12 protein-coding genes are annotated in these 18,562 nt (G+C 36.0%); 1 reads left to right on the top strand and 11 read right to left on the bottom strand.

Annotated features, from left to right (window positions below):
- Positions 1–2,097: putative Ig domain-containing protein (locus tag IM793_RS18990; RefSeq protein WP_193424100.1), on the bottom strand; the 2,097-nt coding region annotated here is incomplete at its 3' end.
- Between the two features lie 388 nt (positions 2,098–2,485).
- On the opposite strand from IM793_RS18990, the gene IM793_RS18995 reads away from it, so the two are divergent.
- Positions 2,486–5,077: a hypothetical protein gene (locus IM793_RS18995; protein WP_193424101.1), complete on the top strand. Its 2,592-nt coding sequence runs from the start codon at positions 2,486–2,488 to the stop codon at positions 5,075–5,077.
- A gap of 670 nt (positions 5,078–5,747) precedes the next feature.
- On the opposite strand, the gene IM793_RS19000 is transcribed toward IM793_RS18995, so the two are convergent.
- The 10 genes from IM793_RS19000 to IM793_RS19045 form a co-directional block, all read right to left on the bottom strand.
- Positions 5,748–6,587 carry an OmpA family protein gene (locus IM793_RS19000; protein ID WP_132403022.1) on the bottom strand — a complete coding sequence of 280 codons (840 nt, stop codon included), beginning with the start codon at positions 6,585–6,587 and terminating at the stop codon, positions 5,748–5,750.
- 129 nt (positions 6,588–6,716) lie between these two features.
- A complete protein-coding gene (locus IM793_RS19005) occupies positions 6,717–7,379 on the bottom strand; it encodes a DUF2461 domain-containing protein (RefSeq protein ID WP_193424103.1) in 663 nt (220 codons plus the stop codon).
- Between the two features lie 129 nt (positions 7,380–7,508).
- Entirely contained in the window at positions 7,509–7,907 is a 399-nt protein-coding gene (locus IM793_RS19010) for a DUF983 domain-containing protein (protein ID WP_121283982.1), read from the bottom strand.
- Between the two features lie 4 nt (positions 7,908–7,911).
- Positions 7,912–8,184 carry a hypothetical protein gene (locus IM793_RS19015; protein ID WP_193424105.1) on the bottom strand — a complete coding sequence of 91 codons (273 nt, stop codon included), beginning with the start codon at positions 8,182–8,184 and terminating at the stop codon, positions 7,912–7,914.
- Positions 8,185–8,280: 96 nt separating this feature from the next.
- Entirely contained in the window at positions 8,281–8,664 is a 384-nt protein-coding gene (locus IM793_RS19020) for a hypothetical protein (protein ID WP_193424107.1), read from the bottom strand.
- A 30-nt stretch (positions 8,665–8,694) separates the two neighbouring features.
- Complete coding sequence (locus tag IM793_RS19025) at positions 8,695–10,014, bottom strand: hypothetical protein (protein ID WP_193424109.1); 1,320 nt, start codon at positions 10,012–10,014, stop codon at positions 8,695–8,697.
- Positions 10,015–10,480: 466 nt separating this feature from the next.
- The gene (locus IM793_RS19030) at positions 10,481–11,812 is read right to left on the bottom strand and encodes a DUF4302 domain-containing protein (protein WP_193424111.1); all 1,332 of its coding nucleotides are present in this window, start codon (positions 11,810–11,812) and stop codon (positions 10,481–10,483) included.
- A gap of 72 nt (positions 11,813–11,884) precedes the next feature.
- A complete protein-coding gene (locus IM793_RS19035) occupies positions 11,885–13,249 on the bottom strand; it encodes a substrate import-associated zinc metallohydrolase lipoprotein (RefSeq protein WP_193424113.1) in 1,365 nt (454 codons plus the stop codon).
- An 11-nt stretch (positions 13,250–13,260) separates the two neighbouring features.
- Positions 13,261–14,754 (bottom strand): RagB/SusD family nutrient uptake outer membrane protein, encoded by a 1,494-nt coding sequence (locus tag IM793_RS19040; RefSeq protein ID WP_193424115.1) that lies wholly within the window; start codon positions 14,752–14,754, stop codon positions 13,261–13,263.
- A 10-nt stretch (positions 14,755–14,764) separates the two neighbouring features.
- The gene (locus IM793_RS19045; protein WP_193424118.1) at positions 14,765–18,370 is read right to left on the bottom strand and encodes a SusC/RagA family TonB-linked outer membrane protein; all 3,606 of its coding nucleotides are present in this window, start codon (positions 18,368–18,370) and stop codon (positions 14,765–14,767) included.
- Positions 18,371–18,562 lie beyond the last annotated feature (192 nt).

Below are 18,562 nucleotides of genomic sequence, written 5' to 3' on the forward strand. Positions count from 1 at the left end.
TAAAGTTTGCGTAGTGTAAACTGCTCCTTCTGTTCCATCTGGCAAAGTTGCAGCTGGCAACAACAATGGGTTATTGATGTTGATGGTATAATTGGTTGTCACCATTTTTCCATCAGCATCTGTTACTGTAACGGGCACTGTATAAGTACCAATAGTTGTTGGTGTACCGGTAATGGCTCTGGTTGATGGATTAAAAGTTAAACCCGGAGGAAGACCTGTTGCCGAATAAGTATAAGGTGTAGTTCCTCCGGCTGCACCTGGAATAATCTGCGTAGTATAAACTGTTCCTGTAGTTCCATCAGCTAAGGTCGCTGTAGGTAACAATAGAGGATCAGTAATTTTTATGGTATAGCTGGAAGTAATGGTATTACCGTTTGCATCAACAACCGTAACCGGTATCGTATATATTCCAGGTTGGGTTGGTGTTCCGGTAATTTCTCTTGTTGTTGGATTAAAACTTAAGCCAGGAGGAATACCTGTTGCTGTATAAGTGTACGGCCCTGTTCCACCAGTTGCAGCCGGGATAGTCTGTGTTGGATAAACAGTTCCTGTTAAACCATCAGGTAATGCGCCCGGTGTAAGTACCAATGCTGCGGTAACCGTTAAATTATAAGTTGCGGTTGCTTTACAACCTTTGGCATCAGTTGCAACTACAGAAAAAGTGTAAGCATTGGCTATGGTTGGTGTTCCGGTAATTACGCCAGCTGATGACAAACTTAAGCCTGTTGGCAGTGTACTTCCTGCAGCCAGGGCATAAGTATAACCCGCTGTTCCACCTGTAGCTACATCTAATTGTTTAGCATAGGCAAAACCTCGAGTGGCATTTATTAATGTTGCCCCATTAAAAATAATTTGTGGATTTACGGTAATTACAACGGGTATTCTTGCCGATTCGGCTGTACAGCCTACTCTTCTTGCAGCAACATAATAAGTTTTAGTAGCCGTTAATGCTGGTGTAGTAAAGGTACCATTAAAAGCAACTGTTTGTAATGCTGTTCCTCCTTCTATTGCTTCATACCATCTTAATTCGTTGGTATTTGGAGTAGTAGCGTTTAAAGCTACTGTAGTATTGTAACATGCGGCAATTGCTGCACTTACCGGCGTTGGCCTGCCCGCAGAGCGGATTACCCCATAAACATTAATGGTTTGTGTAAGGTTTAGCGCAACTACAGATCCCAATGTAACCTTCACCCTATCGTACACTACATTTGTACCTGGAGAAAAAGGTATCGATACTGGTTGCCCGCTATTTAGTAAACCTAATAAATCCAGATTTAAAGTATTTGGGAATGAGCCTGTGTATACCTGGGTACCGCCATTATATGCAGTTATAGAAATGTTTTGTAAAAGCCCTGCCGTTAGTAATGCAGGAGAAGCGCTAAGTCGCAGGTTAATATCTTCACCAGGATTTGATGCTGTTGCAAAATAGAAATTTTGGCTAATGGATGATCCCACGCCAAGCACCCCTAAACTAAGTTGAGAAAAATTATTTGGATCTGAATCTATTGCCCTTTCACTATTTGTTACGCCAGAACTTCCCAGCTGTAAGGCATCGAGTGTAATACCTGTTCCTTCATAACCAGTAGCAAATGCCTGGGCACAAGGATCAGTACCTGAAGTATAAAAAGAATAATAAACCTTTGTATTATTAGCAACCGAAACCAAAAGTGCATTGGTTACATCTTTTATAAATACCCTATCATAAGCTTGTGTGGGAGTTATTGCGATATAAAAAAAACCATTTGCATCTTTTACCAAACGCAGATTATCTGAAGAAAATCCATTAACACTGTTACCGCCGTTTGGGGGAACTGCAGAAGCACCGTTTCTGGCGCCCACCTGAAATGAATGATTCCCAAGAACTACCGTTCCGCCTACATTAGCCAGCAAGGTTCCCAAACTTCCCCCTAATAAACTGTTCAGTACACCTCCATCAAAATCTATTCTGATATAAGATGTTATTCCCGCAGCTACAGCTGCTTGATATTTTAATTCCAGTTCACCGCTATAAGAGCCTACACCAACGGCAATTCCGCCATACGAATTAACCGTAGCAAAAGTATTGTCGTTTAAAGTTGCATTTAATGCATTGTCCACTCTGCTCTGAGCAGATACAGTATTTGCAAAAATTTTAGTTTGAGCATACGATTTGGCAGAGAAGAGCGTTAATAGAACGATGAATGCAACACAAGTATTGCGAATTATCCCTAGTCGGGATGAGAAAGTACGGGTTTTCATCATGTCAGGCGTTATTTTGGAAGACTTACTATGTACTAATACTAGAGTTTGGTAATGTTTTTCATGTGGTATGATATCATCATGACAAATCTAAATCTAGAATAGCTAGCTATCCTATCCATTACTATTCATTTTTATCTTGTTGCATTTCATTCATTTTATTCATACGAGGCTTTCTCGATGAATAGATTTCTTCAATTGTGAAATTATGATGACATTAGCTGTAAGTCATCCCATCTGTTAATTAATGAACGCTAACGATCTCCTTATCGAACTCCGGAAGTTTGTCCTTTTAAAATCAGGTTTGAGAAATATCGACCCGGCTCATTGTAAGATTATTTCTGAGTATGTATATCAGGAAACCAAAAACTACGTAAGTGAAACGACGATCAAACGATTCTTTGGCTTTGCGAACACATTACATAAATTCTCATTATTTACTTTAAATAGCCTGTCACAGTATATAGGTTATAATGATTGGGACTCATTTTGTAAGGACAAAAAAAACCAAACCACCTCTGTTCAAAGTATCTGGCAGGATTTAAAGCTAAAAGCACATGCCATTACAGAAGTATCGTTAATTGCTAAAAAAAATAATTCAGGTGTGCCATTTAATGCTACTGCGAACAGAAGTTTTTTTTATCCTGACTTTGATTATTTCTTAAAAAACAATTACCAGTTTACAACCGTAAGTGCCCAACCGGGTCAGGGAAAATCAATACTGCTTGCACACATGGTAGAGTATTTTTTCTTTTCAGAAAATGCCCTTTATAAAAATGATATTGTTTTATTAATTAACTCTGCGAGCCTTAATACCATTATCCAAAATGGAGGTACTTTAAAAGAGTGGTTTTTAAAAGAATTTAAATTTCGAAGCCTTAGCGAATTAATCAGTTTTTTTAAAAAAAATCCTGAAAAGAGGGAAGGTCGTTTTATTATTATTGTTGACGGTATTGATGGACATTTAGCCAGAAGTCATCATTTTAAAGCATTTATAGACTTCTTATATAGCATAGAGGAAAATAATTTTGTTAAGCTCATATTTGGATTGCGAACCGATAGCTGGATTAATCTTCAGCCTGCTATTTATGGTTCTGCATCTTTAACTAAGGCCTGGTATATGGGCTTATTTTATGATGAAGACACCCTAAGTAATGTACCATCATTAAATGTTGAGGAAGTACTCTACACCTTAAGCCAAATAGAAAACAGGATTATCAATAGGGCAGACGTAAGTTTGCCCCTGTTGAACCAGTTTAAAACACCATTCTGGTTACAGGTGTATTTCAAACTCAAAGATGAGCAACAGCACCTTGAGCTGAATAACCCCTTGTTATGTTATGAATTAATTAGTTATTTTTTAGAAAGGCGCGTATTTATGGCAAAAAAAAGCACCGAAAAAATATTTCTCCTCAAAAAAATAAGTGATTGCATTTCAGAAGGAAATAAAAAATTAAGGGTTGCTAAAGAAAAAATCCTCAGCTACATCAATTGTTATCCTGATGCGTACGCAGAACTTTTAAATAATGGGATTATCATCGAAGAAAAAAGGTTAAGTACAACCATTCCTACAGAAATTGTCCGCTTTTTAAACGACGATATTTATACCTATTTTCTATTTATACAGATTACCGATAAATTTGAATATAAACCAGGTAAACTATTTTTCGAACACATCTTAAACAGTTTTCCTGGCCAAAATCCCCAAAGAGATCATATCCTTAACTGGTCGATCAGATTCGCGATCAACCGTAACGAAATTTCTGCTTTAAAAAACATCTTTAAACTGCCATTTTCAAACCGTGAAAAAAACAGTGCTTTTGATTTTATTTGCTCTGTATCGAAATACGAACTCAGCAAACCCAATTCTAACTTCAATAAGTTGAGCATTGGTATCGATTTTATCGACCTTATGACTACAGGGCGGACCATGAGCAACCTGTATAAAGAAACCATCAAAAACATATCGGAAAATGTACTGAATGAAGACGTTCAGATTATGCTGCATGTAATAGAATGCAACCTTAATCTTATTGATGTAGATAAAATTGGCTTAGCCAATACCATGCAGCTGTTAAAGAGAAATTATAAAAGATTAAACGAAATATTTCCAATTAATCCTTACGATTTAATCCTTTATTTTTATAATAACCTGATTAATAAACCTAACGAGAGCAAAAGCCTTGAAGATAAAATTGTAAAACTTTGCCAGGAGATAGATCAAAGTAAACCGCGAAGAAATGAAGAGATCACCTCTGCCGAAATACTCTCCTACAGATTGGTATTGACTGCCTTATTTTCTCAGAAAAATTATGCAGGATGCCATCGTTTTATTATGGCCATATTGACTAAATATCCCAATATTTTTTACGTAAGACATTCGGTATTTTCTCCTTTTTTATTGCTTCATTTAGGGCAAACCTACATCAAGCTCAACTATTTTAAAAAAGCGCAGCGCATTATGCAATTCGTAGATAAAATCATCAGCAGCGATTATACCTATTATACCAACTTTATATTGGCCAGCTTTAATGTTTTTAAAGCCAGCTTTTATAATGCCACACATCATTACGAACAAGCGCTTATAGAAACTAATATCGGCTTGAGTATTACCAGAAAGAATAATTTTAAGATGTTAGAAATAACCTTACTGTTAAGTAAGATCGATACCCTAAAACATACCGATGAATCGGAAGAAGTATCAAGCGTTATTAAAGAACTCCTAAACTTTTTAAATACTCATAAACTCTCCATGCCTGATTATTCTAACCTAAGCAGTCATGAGTTCGATCATACCTTTAAGATTTTAAAATCTTACCGCAGGCACCAAAACCAATAAAAGAGGCTTTCTCCTCCAAAAACTATATTCTCTTAATTCCTAATTAAAAACTTTTTCCCGTTTGGAGCGCAAGGCCTGTACAAAATACTAAATTTCTTCCCGTTTTTCGCGTTTACGCTTCGCTTCCTCGTACCTCGTTGCTGCAGGGTAAATGCTTCAACCGGGGCTAAAGGGGCTAAGACAGTTTTTCATTTTTGAGGCTTTAGGGTGTACAAACCCTTGTGCCTAAACCCGACAGCAGCGAAAATACTTTTTGTTGCAGCAACCCTGAATCTGCTGTCATGCTGAGGTACGAAGCATCTGTAACCTATGAACAGATGCTTCGTACCTCAGCATGACAGCGGCACAAAAAGATTGAAGTGAATGGCGGGGCTGCAAGATGCCAGAAACTACTGCACCTTCATTTCCTGATCATAAAAACATGATTATTCTAATAGCCTGAGTTCGATAATTATTTGCTGAAAATTATATCTTATTTACGCCTAATCCCGCTTTATCGTCCTGCTGAATTTATTTCAGCATCTTTTTAGCGTGAAAGACCCTGAAATAAATCCGATAGCTATCGGATCAGGGTGACGACCGCTTTAACAGAAAACTTGATTAAAATGCCACAAAATAAGATTTAATAATAGAACTCAGGTTAATAGGTTCTTCATTAATTATTGTTATCTTATTTAATCAAATTATACAGTTCATCCAGTTTTGGAGAAAGCACGATTTCGATCCTTCTGTTTTTGCTTCTTCCATCTGCATTTGCATTTGTACCCAAGGGTTGAAATTCACCTTTACCAGTTGCCGTCATCCTTACACTTTCTACTTTTTCATTCTCTGTTAAATAACGTACAACAGAAGTAGCCCTCAACACACTTAAATCCCAGTTGTCTTTAATCTGCCCCAGATTATTTATTTTCTGATTATCGGTATGCCCCTCAACTGCAATGTTAATTTCAGGCTGCTGTTTTAAAACATTAGCCAGTTGCGTTAAAGCTTGTTTACCCTTTTCATCAATGATGATACTTCCTGAAGGGAATAAGAGTTTATCGGTTAGCGAAACATATACCTTCCCATTCTTAATTTCAACAGTTAAACCGCTTTTGGTAAAGCCCAATAAGGCCTGCTGTAGTTTCTCTTTGAGTGAGTTGGTGGCTTCATCACGTTTGCGCAGCACCTCTTCCACTTCTTTTAAACGTTTCTCACGGGCAGCTAAATCGCCTGATAGTTTGGTGATCTCACTTGAAGAATTATTTTTAAGTTTTTTATAGTTCGCATCAACGGTATTGTAATTACTTTGCAAATCGCGAAGCTCTTCAGCCATTAAAGTCGTATCCTTTTTCAATTTTGCTACTTCTTTTTCAAGGTTTTCGATTTTAATTAAACCTTCATTAAATGCGGTATAAAGTGAGTCTTTAGTTCCCAACAAAGCTTTATACTTTTTTGGAGATAATACAACACAAGAAGTTAAGGAAGAAAAAAAGAGGAGAACGGCAAAGGCAAAAAAGGTATTTTTCATGTTTAAAGTTTCAAGAGTTTAGTATGTGGTATTCAGTAATAAGTATTCAGTAATAAGTATTTAGTAGCAAGTATCAAGAAGGTATTCTGTTTGATCATTGCTAATTGGTTATTGGTTATTTTTAATTAGTTATTGTTCTATTGCATTTCTTAAAAATGCAACTAATGGCTGTACTGTTTTAAAAGAACTTATCAACTTATTAACGAGGTTCGGTTTCAAAAATTCTTCATCATCGATTTTTGTGGTGGCTTCAAAGCTTTTCAGCTTTAAAAATTCGATGTTTGGATCTGCAGGATCATAACCTTTTGGTGCATTTTTAAGTGCATTATCCACACCTAGTTTAAAGTTTTTCTTAAAATCCTTTTCGTTGATAATTTCTTTAAAATCGCCAATATTATAATCAATCTCTTGTCTGATCAATTTTAAATGCGATGCTTCAGGCATCCAGTATCCACCCGCAATAAAGCTTTTTCCTGGCTGGATGTGCAGATAATAACCCGGTTCGTTCCCTCCTTTGCTTTTGGCCGAAAACCAGATACCGAAATTATTTTTATAGGGATCTTTATTTTTACTGAAACGCACATCGCGGTAAATACGTAAAAGGCTTTTTTTAGGATCAGCCTCTGCCGATAGCAGTGGATCTACCTTAGCCAGATCGGGGATTAATTTTGCTACAAGTTCGAGTACATCGGCTTTTGCAGCTTCATAAACATCTTTATTGGCAGCAAACCACTCACGGTTGTTGTTTTCCGCAACGTCTTTTATAAAGTTTAGGGTTTCTTTTTTTAACATTGCTAAAAATTGAAAGATTATATTTAAAATGGTTGATCGTTCATGGTCAATAGGCTAAAGCCCCATCAAACAGTTTCAACAGTCAACCTATACCTCTTGACTTCGGACTCCCGACCTCTGGCTCCCGACTTACTTATCGTAATATGGCTTATACTTAATGTTCGGCGATAACACATGGAGCAGTATAATTCTTGAATATCGATAGTTAAACGGGTACAGGATAAAACAACCTGCAAAAATAACAATCAGATAAGGCCAGAAAGTTTCATCGGTAAGCGGACCAAAAACTAAATAGGTGAGAAAACTGGCAAAAAGCATTTCGATTACATTCATCGCATAACTTACATACATCGCTGCATAAAAGTAACCAGGTTCAATTTCTATGCGTTGAGCACAATGCCCGCAAATTTCTTTAGTATGCTGAATGTTCCAGCCATACATACTGCCTGTAAAAATAGCTCCTCTGCGGCAATGCGGGCATTTACAATGTACAATAGCGTAAAGTTTTGAGGTAGTTTGCTCAGACATACTTTTAATTTAAATTAAAAGGTTCTTTTTTCATATTAAGATGGACATTCTTTTTGCGGTATTTCTTATACCAGACTACGCCAACAATAACAGCCATTAAATAGGGAATAGATAAAAGATACAATACGCCTGTATTTAAGCCTGCAGTTTGTGTATTCCCGTTTTTAACACCTTGTTCGGCATTAATGGTACACATGGAACATTGGGCGTTAACATTGGGACTTACCGCAAAGGTTAATACCAAAACAAACAGGATAAAAATTGCTTTCTTCTTCATCGTTTACAAATATAAGAATAAACGGATGGAGGGGTTTAAAAATTATGTCATAAAAAAACCTCACTTTTTAGGGTGAGGTTTTAGAGAGGATAACTTTTATTGTGCAATTAATGCCGAGTTGTTACTCGAGTTTAAAGTTAATGTAACGGAGAAACTAGAGCCAGAAGAACCATAAATATTTCCATCAAAATGGGTAATCTGATTGTTTATTAATGAACGTGATAAATTTCCATTCACTGAATTAATGGTATACATTCTATATAATCCACCTCCATTAGGAATTGCTTTACTTACACTTCCGCTTAAAAATTGGTCTGTTGCATCATCAAAGTACAATTCACCCGAGTAGCCATCAACGCTTACTGCGATAAGTACTGGCTCTGTGTGCCGTTGTATGGTTTGGTTTGAAAATGGTTCAAATGAGGATAATCCAACTACGGAAAATACACTCAATACAAAAAGCAATAATAATTTTTTCATGGTTATAAAATTTTATAATGACAAATAGACCTATCGATATACTGCAACGCCAGTTGATGCGACTTGACCATTAACAATACGATAATATTTTTTAGACAAAAGATCATCAGGTAACACATAATAACCATTTTCTAATAGAATTTGAAAAGCAGCGTCTGAATAGTATTTTCTATCCGTCGAACTGTAAAATATTGGCTTTTTACGAGATGGCTTTATTAAGTTTAAAACAACTAGAGATTGGGCATAATATACGGAATCTGGTAAAGGCTGTGGCAAAAAGATTAAATTAGCTTCGTTTTCTGAATCCTCAATTAAAGTAAAAGGTTGTGGACCAAATTCAGATGATGTTTTATCTGGTATGCAACCACCTAAGCAAAACCATCTGGGTGTGCATTTTTTACATATTTTATCATGAATGTAGCAGATTGGATGCCAAACTTTACAGCTTCCAACATAGTTACCACAACAACCATGATCACTACCGCTTGGCCACCAGCCTCCAAAACTATCGATCAACTCTGGATGTAAGGCTCGGTAAGTATCTATTTCTCGTAGAAAATCCTTAAGCGTAAAGGTTGACTGATTTATACCATTAAGTACTGTTTGAAAGATGTATAATCCTTTGCTATCTTGTCCAATAGAGGAAAGATCTTGAGAAATGACTAATAATAAATCTTCTTTGTTGATAATAATATCTTCATTCAAAATAAACGGAGACAAACCGATTGTTGTTCCCTCATAAACATCTTGCTCGTATAGGTAGGGTTGGATTTGGTTGGGTGGTGTATCAAAAGGATTTACAACAGTACTAAGAGTATTTTTATTGCGTAAACCAGTTAAATTTGGATACGTGGCCGATTTATTTTTCAATAATCTCCTTGCAAAAGACAGACTTAAATATAATCCCTGAATTTTAGGGCTTTTTATCTCATCAGGTGATAGTGATTCTATTTTTTTAGTAATCATATCTTTAATTGCATTGCAAATTATCTTTACATCGTTTGAACTAAGTTTATCATACTCAACATTTTTTGATTTCTCTTTCAAAATGTTAGCAATATTTTTATTAAAACTATTTTTCCGCATATCGATATCGAATGTTTCATCTATCTGCGTTAAGTGATTATCATTCTTGTAAACCTTAATTTTAAAATGCAATGTACTATCGGAGAGGCCGGCACTATAATCTATGCTGTGTGTGTTTGTGCTAAAATTGCTTTTTTCATTTTGATTCTCATCAAGAGAGTAAATTTTTCGACAGGCATTAAAGCAAAAGAGTAATGTAAAGATTCCAAAAAGAACAAACAAAATTTTTGTTCTTTGAGGCAATAGGGTAATACGTTTTTTCATATTAGAAGCTGTTTAAAGGTTAAAGATGTATTTAATAAGTGTCTTGTGTAAAGGAATGTTTCTATAAAACCTGAATCAAATTTGACATTAATATTGGCTATTTCCGGCAGGAATCAACTATTTATTAATAAACATAAAAGAAAAAATCAAAACAGATATTACAATTGTTGTTATTAAAAAAAATATTTGCTGTTTACTAGTAATCACTTTATATATTGAAAAACACAATATAGTCAGTTGAACGACTACCAATGGTATGGTAAAAAATTCGAATAGCCCATTGATTACAGGCGAATTAAGCTGCGAAAAGCCTCCATTAAACGTAAGGAAAAAATATAAACCGCTAAATATGCTGAAATAGAATATTATTTTTACTAAAAGCACATGTCTCATAAATCAATTTTAAAATACAGATATTATTTAAAAAGCCTCACCCCAAGGTGAGACTTTTAAGAGCTATTTAATATTATTGTAAAGCTCCTGAAAAAGTGAAATCTGGGTGTTGTACACTAATAAATTGCCCCAAAATGGCTCCTGTGGTAGGATTAATAAAATAATCAAGTTTAAAATCATCAGCATTTATACGATCAGCCAATAAAGGATTCATTCCCGGGATAATTAAAGATCCATTTCCATTGGCACCAATGTAAGTGAATTTAAATGTACCATCTGCTGCTTTAGCATAGGTGTAAGAATATACTGCTAAAAATCCATTCGCATTCTGATAAATGGCTGCATTTAATGTTAATGTTTTGGCTTTACCATTAAATATAAACTGCATCATATCCAACCTTAAATTGTAACCTCCAGTTAATATTGCAGAGGCAGCACTAGCCCTTCTGGTCACAAAATTTGCAGACCAGCCAGGATATTGCGTAGCATTTGGCAAGGTTAGAGACGAGTATACTGAGCCAATTAGGATATCTAATGGCAGTATAGGCGTATTTGAAACCAGAATTTGAACCTTAGTTCCTGTACTTGAAACCAGATAAAGTTTTTCAGCTACATTATCCCAGCTTAGACTCGTATAGGTTACATCGCCCTGCTTAACAGGTGTATTTAAACGTGCGCCCGCATCTGAAAATGAAAACACACCCGAATTCGTAATAATTTCGCCTGCGTTTGTAGAAATCAGCGCAAAAGATCTTGATCTAACATCCGGGCTCATTGATACCTGTATTTTTTTAGTATTATCTTTTGGATCTAAGATGTAGGTAAACGGATTATCAGCTAAGAAAGTGCTAATGCCCTCAATATTGTCAGAAAATTTATCGCTGGTATAAAATGCTTTCTGATCTGCTGTAGCTTTTACCAAAATAAGAGGTGCCTTACGTTTTTTACCAATCAATTTCAAGGTATCACCAACCTGCTCTCTAATTTCAAATTCAAAATCAGATCCATACCCTACTGAGTAATCTCCATCAAAAGAACCTGGATCTGGATCTTGTAATCGATGTAAAAGTGTATAGGTATCAAAAATCAAAGAAGGAGCCAATACCTGTTTTACCCTATAGGTGCTTTCTATTGTTTCAAGGGCAACATCGCTGTTGTAATCGGCTCGCATTACCACTCTATTGTTTTTGTCGAATGACATATAAAAATTATAGCCGCCACCAACTAGGGTTGTTCCTAAATATGCCACCCAACCATTTGGGCTACTGGTTAGTTCATTTCTGTACTTTTCCAAATTTTCTGCAACTCTTTCTTCCGGCCGTTTTCCATCAATTAACTCTTGATCTTTTTTACAAGCCTGAATAATAAGTAATGCAAAAAAACCTATTATAAATATTTTTTTCATGTATAATCTTATTTAAAGTAAAACACTTTTATTTTACGTGAATGATATAAAATTCATCAAACATGCCATTTGTTAGTTTCTTATTATTGTACCATAAAAACCAAGCTGATTGTTAGCTGTATCAAAAAACCCGAGCGATACATCTTTCGAGTTGGGAACAATGGTATCAACCCAGTTAAGCGCAAACGTTTTTGTAGTTAGATAATCTAATAATGGTTTAAATCGTGTTTGAAATGCGGTTCCATTCGAATATTGAGTTGCAGTACCTGGGGTTCCTAATGCATATTTTACCGTGTTTCCAGATACAGAAATTGTTCCTCTTAAATTATACCAAAACTCCACAGCAGTATTTGTTTTCACTTTAAGCACCATATCAGTTCTATTGGCTGCCCTGTTTACAAAACTGAGTTCAACAATATTCTGAATCGGGTAACCCCCTGCAGTAGTTAATGTATTGGTAGAATTAAATGCCGTAACATAAGCAGTTCCCTGGTTTGTTGCGGTTTTATCAATAAAAAATCCACCGTAAGAACCTGCGTTATAATTACTGATAGGAGGAGTGATAACTACCGGCGCATAAGTTTCCATTGCTAACTTAACCTTTGCTTGTAAAGCCCTGAAATCGATACCAAAAGCAGACTTAAAATAATCAACAACCATCTGTTCTTTTTTGCGCAACTTGGCAATTGCTGTAGGATCAGTAGCGGTACTTACGTAAGCATCGAATACATCTTGTCCCTCAACCAACAAAGTAGAGGTCATCTCAGCAAAATCTTCGTCCTTATTATTTCTAGAGTACCTGGTTATAAAGCCTAAAGATTTTGCGAGCGAAGCAGGATTACCAGCTCCAACCCAGGCAGAGCCGATATAGTTAGAAGAAATTGCTTCAAACGCTGGCGGAACTGGTATATTCTGGTTAAGAATATGGGTAAATTCATGGTGCATAGTATGAAATGCAGCTGGCCTGTCTAAAGTTCCTAAAACACTAAATCTATTATTTCTATCATATTGATTCACCTCGTAAAGGTTAATCTGCCTTCCGGCATCTGCAGTTCCCAATGTAATCTGCTCATCAGAATATTCGCCTGTACCAAAGAGTGCAATTTCTTTAGGTAAAATAGGCAGAAGAAAGGCTTTGTTTGTTATATCAAGATAGGGCTTTATAAATATAGCACTTACGCCTTCCATTATCGGCTGCACGTTTTCTTCCAATACTGGCGAAACTTCCTTATCAATACTGGCCTGGTACCGATCAAAACGATACAAAACCTCTATATTATATGGATTTAAAAAGTTTACATCCAGCCATTTATCCAGTTCGCCCTTCGCATAGGTATCTAAATTAGATTTTGTAATATCAACATTAAGTGCTTTCTCCTTTTTACATGACACCAATACTGTAGTTAACAGTGCAAGGCATAAAAAAATCTTTTTCATTTCTATATAATTTATCTAGGATTAAGAGTTAACCCTGCCTTAGTTGCAGGAATTGGTAATTGAAAAACCCTACGGGGGTCATCAGCCTTAAGCTCAATTGTAGTACTTGCGCCATTTTCATCTAAAACGCTATGCTTAACCGTCAAATCATGGCGGATAATATCAAACCAGCGCAAACCCTCTGAAATAAACTCAGCTCTTTTAAGATCCAAAATAGTCTTGATTAAACCCGCTTTAGGGTCAGTAATGCCATAATAAGCAGAAATTTTCTCTAAGGTAATACCATGTGTTGATGAGTTGTAGTTTGTAATCCTGGTACTTAAGAAAGTATTGATATCCTGTAATGCTAAATCATACTGATCTTTTGAGGCATAAGCTTCTGCCCTGTTCATAATCAACTCATCAGAAGTTAATAGCGGAACCATGATATATGGCTGTCCAAAACCTGAACCAATTTTACTTTCAAAGAATAGTTCGGAAAACTTACAGCTGTCGTAATAAGGTTCAACATAAGGAGTTGGCTTATATGAATAATTACCTCCGGTAATATTTGGACCTAACAAAATAGTATTACTGATTACTTTTCCCAGACCATATCTGATATAAAAGTTCCTTCCCCAAATTGAATTAGCTTCTCCCATCAGCAAATTAGAATTTTGTGAAGATTGCGTAAATGCTGTTCTTAAAGCGGCTGCAATGTAAGGTAGATAAGTACTGTTCCATGGCCTCAACATTCCTTTAGCTTGCGCATTATCCAACAATACTTTTCCACTATGTTCAATTACCTTATCGTAGTTACCTTTAAACAGATAGAACCTTGCAGCAAATGCATTGGCAGAATTGAGACTAAAGTGATATTTTTGTGCAGTTTTATAAACAGAATTATTGATAAGCGGTAAACCTTCAGTTAAATCGCGTTCTATTTTTGCATATACTTCTGCAACAGTACCTCTTTTGTATTGTGGGGAAACTTCAATTTCAGGATCGGTTACAAAAGGTACTCCCGGCGAATCATTTGCCTGCCCCGGTTTATATACTTTTGCATACAAGCTTACCAACATAAAATGTGCATAAGCCCTCGCCATTAGTGCTTCGCCTTTGTATGGCAATAAATCAGTTTCACCAGGATGTTTATCTATATATTGCAGGGCAGTATTAGCTGCCGCAATAGCCAGATAAGTTTTATTCCAATAATCATCAGTTGAACCGCTTATCTCCACTCCATTTTGGAAATCGCGCCAAAAATAGGCACTGGTCCACGATAACTCTGTTGAAACCGGAGAATAATCTGTTCTTGGTCCTTTATCTTCAGCATTATCAGAAGAATTTTCTGTAAAAGAGAGGTATTCTGCCTTTGGATATGCAGAAACTAGCAATTGGGCAACCTTTTCTTTAGAATTTAACTGCGTTCTTAAATCTGGACTTGTTTCCAGAAATTTCTTGCAACTGGTTCCAGCAATAATCATTACAGCAGCCAGTGTATAATATTTTAATGTTTTCATCATTTGTTATTAACTAAAAACCAACCTTTAACGATAAAGTATATTGACGTGGAATTGGCAATGCGACTCCTCCAGAACCAAAGAACTCAGGATCTTGACCGTTCAACTTTTTATCTGAATATATTAACCAAACATTATTACCTACAAAACCTACTGAAGCATTTGTTGCTCCTATAGCAGATGCCCATATTTTTGGCAACTGATAGAATAACATTACTTGTTTCAATCGCGCAAAACCACCATCTGCAACGCGAACGGTAGAGTAATTATAGGCATTGTAAGGTTTTTCGGTACCAGCGAAATTTCCAATAACAAACCGGTCAGCAATTGATGGCACATCTGTTAATAGCTCATCGCCTGGCTGTGTCCAGCGGTTTAAGAATTCTTTAGAAGTTGCGGTTAGATCGGTATAACGATCACTAAAATTAGGATTTAATCTTACAACATTACCTGCACTAAAAGTAACCAAAGCTGATAAGCTAAAATTTCCATAACTGAATTTATTTGAAAAACCACCGGTAATTTTAGGATCAACCTGTCCTTCGTACTTTAAATATTGTAAATTGTTACTCTGAAAATAAACTTCTGTAGCTTTCTTATTACCATTTTCATCAATAAATGTCGGCACGCCTGTGTTATGATCTAAACCATCAAACACTATAGAGAATAATCCACTTTGCGGATAGCCTAATCTATAGCCACCGCTAGGTGTAACTAATCTAAAAATATTAGGTTCGTAATCTAATCTGGTTACTTCACCTTTGTGGTAGCCAAAGTTTAAATTAGTACTCCATTTAAATTTATCCTGATTAATTACCCTTGCATTTAACGTAAATTCGATACCCTTTGATTTCATATCAGCATAATTGGCATCTTTTAATCCCTGACCACCAATACCTGCGGTTGGAAATTGACCAATTAAATCAAATCCATTACGTCTGTACAAATCTATTGATAGTGATAAGCGATCTTTAAAAAAGCCCATATCGAAACCCAAATTGGTATCATATGTTTTTTCCCAAGTCAACTGAGAGTTCTCTAAAGCATCAATATAGATTGATGATTCTTTATCAATATCGTCAGTTCTACGCGTTGTTTGATTACGTAAAATTAAGCTTGAGTTTTTAGCATTGGCTGTACTTGCAGTTAAGCCATAGGTTGCTCTGATGGTAGCTCTATTTAATATACTTTGGTTTTTAAAGAAATTTTCTTCGTGAATGTTCCATGCGCCCGATACGTTCCAGGTAGGTAGCCATCTTGCAGTAGGGGACTCTCCCAATAAATTGGACCCATCATAACGGCCAGTTGCATTAAAACTATACTTTCCTTTGTAAGAGTAAGCGGCCTTTAATGCGTATGAAAGGAAACGGTCATAATTTTTTCCCATTCCATAAGGGTATGAATTCGCTTCGATAGCCTGCTGATAGTAATCGGAATTAATAAATGGAACCCCGCCGTTATCGAACTGATAGCCGATACCATTACTAAAACGGTTTTGCCTATCGTTGGATCTCATTTCTACCACACCTAAAACATTGAATAAGTGATCTTCATTGAATACTTTATCATATTCCAAATCGTGACGCATGAAATAATTTACTAAACCGTTAGAAGTCACATTATAAAAACCTCCTTCAGGCAATACGATGCTTGGCAAAGATCCTGGCTTCGAAGGATCTCTGTACAAGAACCTGTTATTTTCTATCACATTACTATTACCATAAGCACGGTAGGCGTTCGCCGCGTTTGAGTATTCAGTAATGCTATGCTCCTGATCAGATTTAACATAACGATATGCACCAGTAAATGAATATTTAAGGCCGTCGATAATTTTATACTTTACACCGCCCTGAATTTTCAGATCGATTAATGTGGTTTTAATACTATTGTTTTCTAATTCCTGCAGGATGTTAAATGGTGCATAATTTTGAACAAAATACTCTCTGTTTCCATTCACATCATATGGCGTAAGCGTTCTACTGGTTCTTAAGGCATAATTAAAAGGATTAATATCGAAATCACGGTCTACCTGACCTAATACTTCATTATTTTCCTGATTGTTAGTACCTGGACTACGTTGATCACGGATTGATCCCTGAGATAGGATTTCGATCTGCAGACGGTCTGTTATATCAAAATTTCCCCTTAACATGCCGGTAAATCTTTTTACACCGTCGCCAACTGTCCAGCCATTATCATTTAAAAAACTGGTAGAGGCATAAAATTTAGATTTGTTCGTTCCTGCCATGATGCTTACAGAATGATCCTGCATTAACGAGTTGCGGAACAATACATCAAACCAATCGGTATTTGCATTGGCATATCTATTTAAAAACTGAAGACGGCTTGGGGCATCATTTCTCAAAGCGAATTGATCCGTTGCAGGATTATAATCATACATCGAATCATACATTTTACGGTATACTCCACCGCTTGCAGCTTTTGATACATCCGAATGTCTAAGCCATCCCTTATTTTCCATATCTAAATAAACCTGCATCTGATCTGCAGAATTCATAATATCGAACTGGTTATAATTCGGTTTTAAATAGGTGGTAAAGTTACCTGAGTAAGATACTATTGGTTTACCTTCTGTGTTTTTACCCTTTTTTGTAGTTACAACAACAACACCATTCATTGCTCTTGCGCCATACATAGCTGTAGCTGCCGCATCCCTTAAAATTTCAAAGCTCTCAATATCATCTGAGTTTAATCCGGCAACCGATGATCCGATCAACGTTGAAGCATCACCACTTGATAATTGTTCGTTTGATACATTCACTAAATCTTCAAGCATTATACCATCTACTACCCAAAGTGGCTTATTATCTCCATTTAATGAAGATGCTCCACGGATACGGATTTTTGGTGCAGCACCGAAAGTACCCGACACGTTTTGTACCGATACACCTGCAACCTGCCCTTCTAGCATACGGCTAATATCCTGTACACCATTTCTTTGTACATCAACTGCCTTTAATTTAGTCGAAGATCCTGTAAATAATTTCTTATTCAGTTCCTGATAACCTGTTGAAACTACATTTACCTCTTTAAGTTGGGCAGCATCCTCTTCTAAACTTACATTTACAATCGTTTTGCCACCAATTTCTACTTCGAGTGTTTTATATCCAATGTAGCTAAACACCAACGTAGCGCTCTCTTTAACAGAAATTGAATAATCTCCATTGGCACTGGTAGATACTGCATTGGCTGCTCCTTTTTCTCTTACACTTACACCAGGAAGTACCGCTCCATTTTTGTCTTTTACTTTTCCCGTTACCCTAACAGCAACGAAATAGCCCAATAACTTATCAAAAACAGATTTTTCTTTTAATTTAATTAAAATCGTTCTGTCTTCTACAGTATAGCTTAAGTCTCTACCGGAAACAATTTTGTCCATCACCTCTTCAACAGTAGAATTACTAAAGTCAACGTTTAAAGTGGTTGAGGTTTTAATTTTATTGGTTGATAAAAGAACATCATAACCAGATTGTTTTCTGATCTCTTTAAAAACCTTTTCTAAGGTTACATTTTTTTCTTTTAACGTAACCAGCTGGCCAAATGAAGCTGCGCTTACCTGCATTAAAGAGACAAGCAGTATGACCGTAACTAACTTCATAATTAATAGCAATTTAGGTATGTAGCGTCGGTGCGTACATAAAATTTCAATATAAATTTTGTACATTTAATAGTCTGTTTTTTTTTGCGAAGCGCAATGAAGTTTGGACGCCAAAAAGCGTTTCGCGGATTATCCAAGAAATAATTGATTTTTAATCGATTCCGGTTTCGGAATAGCTAAACAGATAATAAA

Origin of the sequence: Pedobacter sp. MR2016-19 (assembly GCF_014947265.1) — a bacterium.
Taxonomy (GTDB): Bacteria; Bacteroidota; Bacteroidia; order Sphingobacteriales; family Sphingobacteriaceae; genus Pedobacter.

Coding starts and splice junctions, on each gene's coding strand:
- IM793_RS19030 (WP_193424111.1), bottom strand. CDS start 11,812: ATGAAAAAAATATTTATAATAGGTTTTTTTGCATTACTTATTATTCAG.
- IM793_RS19000 (WP_132403022.1), bottom strand. CDS start 6,587: ATGAAAAATACCTTTTTTGCCTTTGCCGTTCTCCTCTTTTTTTCTTCC.
- IM793_RS19005 (WP_193424103.1), bottom strand. CDS start 7,379: ATGTTAAAAAAAGAAACCCTAAACTTTATAAAAGACGTTGCGGAAAAC.
- IM793_RS19020 (WP_193424107.1), bottom strand. CDS start 8,664: ATGAAAAAATTATTATTGCTTTTTGTATTGAGTGTATTTTCCGTAGTT.
- IM793_RS19025 (WP_193424109.1), bottom strand. CDS start 10,014: ATGAAAAAACGTATTACCCTATTGCCTCAAAGAACAAAAATTTTGTTT.
- IM793_RS19015 (WP_193424105.1), bottom strand. CDS start 8,184: ATGAAGAAGAAAGCAATTTTTATCCTGTTTGTTTTGGTATTAACCTTT.
- IM793_RS19035 (WP_193424113.1), bottom strand. CDS start 13,249: ATGAAAAAGATTTTTTTATGCCTTGCACTGTTAACTACAGTATTGGTG.
- IM793_RS19045 (WP_193424118.1), bottom strand. CDS start 18,370: ATGAAGTTAGTTACGGTCATACTGCTTGTCTCTTTAATGCAGGTAAGC.
- IM793_RS18995 (WP_193424101.1), top strand. CDS start 2,486: ATGAACGCTAACGATCTCCTTATCGAACTCCGGAAGTTTGTCCTTTTA.
- IM793_RS19040 (WP_193424115.1), bottom strand. CDS start 14,754: ATGATGAAAACATTAAAATATTATACACTGGCTGCTGTAATGATTATT.
- IM793_RS19010 (WP_121283982.1), bottom strand. CDS start 7,907: ATGTCTGAGCAAACTACCTCAAAACTTTACGCTATTGTACATTGTAAA.